This is a genomic window from Longimicrobium sp. (assembly GCF_036554565.1).
GTDB lineage: Bacteria > Gemmatimonadota > Gemmatimonadetes > Longimicrobiales > Longimicrobiaceae > Longimicrobium.
Genome location: NZ_DATBNB010000009.1, coordinates 1 through 2,302, shown reverse-complemented (window position 1 = coordinate 2,302; position 2,302 = coordinate 1). Strand labels below are relative to the sequence as shown.

At 66.8% G+C, this 2,302-nt stretch carries 3 protein-coding genes and 1 pseudogene; 3 read left to right on the top strand and 1 reads right to left on the bottom strand.

Features of this window, described 5'->3' with window-relative positions:
* The 3 genes from VIB55_RS00310 to VIB55_RS00300 all read left to right on the top strand — a co-directional run.
* The coding region (locus VIB55_RS00310; RefSeq protein ID WP_331874659.1) for a YifB family Mg chelatase-like AAA ATPase at positions 1 to 865 on the top strand (865 nt) is incomplete at its 5' end.
* Between the two features lie 114 nt (positions 866 to 979).
* The gene (locus VIB55_RS00305) at positions 980 to 1,267 is read left to right on the top strand and encodes a hypothetical protein (RefSeq protein WP_331874658.1); all 288 of its coding nucleotides are present in this window, start codon (positions 980 to 982) and stop codon (positions 1,265 to 1,267) included.
* Positions 1,260 to 2,072: a helix-turn-helix transcriptional regulator gene (locus VIB55_RS00300; protein ID WP_331874657.1), complete on the top strand. Its 813-nt coding sequence runs from the start codon at positions 1,260 to 1,262 to the stop codon at positions 2,070 to 2,072. Before VIB55_RS00305 ends, VIB55_RS00300 begins: the two co-directional genes overlap by 8 nt.
* 13 nt (positions 2,073 to 2,085) lie before the next feature.
* Here the strand turns inward: VIB55_RS00300 and VIB55_RS00295 are convergent.
* Positions 2,086 to 2,302: pseudogene (locus VIB55_RS00295) on the bottom strand (sugar kinase); the annotation flags it as partial.

Below are 2,302 nucleotides of genomic sequence, written 5' to 3'. Positions count from 1 at the left end.
CGGCAAGACCATGCTGGCCCAGCGCATTCCCAGCATCCTGCCGCCGCTCACCTTCGAGGAGGCGCTGGAGACCACGAAGATCCACTCCGTCGCCGGGCTGCTGACGGGAGGCAAGGCGCTGCTGAACGTTCGTCCCTTCCGAAACCCGCACACGACCATCTCCGACGCCGGCCTCATCGGCGGGGGCAGCAATCCCCGCCCCGGCGAGGCGTCCCTCGCCCACAACGGCGTCCTGTTCCTGGATGAACTCCCCGAGTTCCGCCGCAACGTCCTGGAGCAGCTCCGGCAGCCGCTGGAGGACGCGCGCATCACCATCTCCCGCGCCGCCATCTCCCTGACCTATCCCTCGCGTTTCATGATGGTCGCTTCGATGAACCCGTGCCCCTGCGGATTTCATGGCGACAGCCAGCGCCGATGCACCTGCAGCCCCCTGGCCGTGCAGAAGTACATGGGCCGTGTCTCGGGACCGCTGCTGGACCGCATCGACCTGCACGTGGAAGTGCCGGCCGTCCGCTACCGCGAACTCGCCGACCAGCGGATCGGGGAAACGTCGGAAGCGATCCGCGCGAGGGTCACGCAGGCACGCGAGATCCAGCGAACGCGGTTCGGCAGCCGCCCCGACATGCACGCCAACGCGCACATGGGCGCGCGCGAGCTACGGCAGTTCTGCAGCATCGGCGAGGGAAGCGACGCGCTGCTGCGCACCGCCATCTCGCGGTTGGGCCTTTCCGCGCGCGCTTACCACCGCGTCCTGAAGATCGCCCGCACCATCGCAGACCTGGACGGCGGGGGAGAGATCACCACTGCCCATGTGGGCGAGGCCATCCAGTACCGCTCGCTGGACAGGGCCGCAACGCCGGCCTGAGTACCGGTCCGGAGATGGGACACGTCCGCCAATATGTCCTTTGTGTTGACATACTGCCAAATAGGACATATATTCACATCAGCCCGCCGCGATGCAGGTCGCGGGGAGGGAACCGTGGCGTACACAGCCTACCTTGCAGAGCCGTGGAGAAGCCGAGGCTGGAAGATCAAGATTTTCGATCGCGAGCGGAACGAGGAACCGCACATCACGATCGTGCGCGGAACCGGGTACTGGCGTTGGGGACTGCGCTCCCGACGGTTCCTGGACCGCGAACCGGATGCGCGTGAGGTGCCGAGGGCACTGGTAGAGTTCGCGTGCGAGAACATCGTGCTGTTGACGAACGCGTGGAACATGCTGCATCCCCACAACCCCGTTGCTTCGAAGGAGGTGCTCGATGAATGAGGAATTCCTGCTCTTGGGAACGGGATGGGGCCCCGCCGCGGCGTTGGCCGACCTCCCGGCGCGACGGGCGGGCGCTAGGAACGAACTCGATCAGTGGGGCGGCTCGTCGACGGCGGATCTGCTGTGCATCGCGCACACGCCGGCGGACATCACTCAGTTAGTGGGCGCCGCCCTGGAGTACAGGGCCAGGAAACCTCGATCCAGGCTTCACAAGGTGCTCGTGCTGCACCCGCTCACCGCGGGACAGCGCACCATCTACCAGGACCTGTTTGCGCGCGTGTTGGCGCCGGGAGACGGAGTTCAGATGCTTGCGACGAACGAACTGCTGGAGGCACTGGCCAGCGATGATCGGGCAGACCGCGTGATCGGGGTTGCCGTCGATGGGGTGAGCGAACTGGTCATGCTGTATCGCGGCAATCTGGATACGGTCATCGTACCGTTCGGGTGGTTCGGCTCCCCGCACGCGAGCGCGCGGCCGGACTTCTCGGATTTCGAGCCCGTCGATCACGGGATCGGCGTGCGGTTCGGCGAGTACGAGGCTGCGGTCGACGCCGTCCTCTACGAGTTCGATCCCGCGTACCGGCGCCGGGTGAAGCGCGCGGAGATCGGCCGGGATGACGATGTAGGCGGGTCGGTGCGCCGGCTCCGCAATCTGCGCGGGCTCAAGCAGTCGGACTTTCCCGGGATTTCGGTGAAGGAGATCGGCAGGATCGAGCGGGGCGAGGTCAAGACCCCGCATCGGGCAACCCTGGAGCGCATCGCCAGCATCTTCGGGGTTTCGGTCGAAGATCTGCGCACGTACTGAGCGCGGCGGACCGTCAGGTCGATGCGGCCAGGTGCTCGTAGAGTCCCGTGGCGCCGCGGTGCGAGAGCTTGCGGAGTGCGGCGGCGTGAGCGCGGGAGACGGCGTGCGGAATCGTGCAGCCGGCAAGAAGGGATGCAAAGCAGGTGATGCCCCACACGTCGCCGCACCCCGTGGGGTCTCCCTCCGCGGGAGTGACGGGGTGGGTCTGCACCGAGGCGGGATCAGCCGGG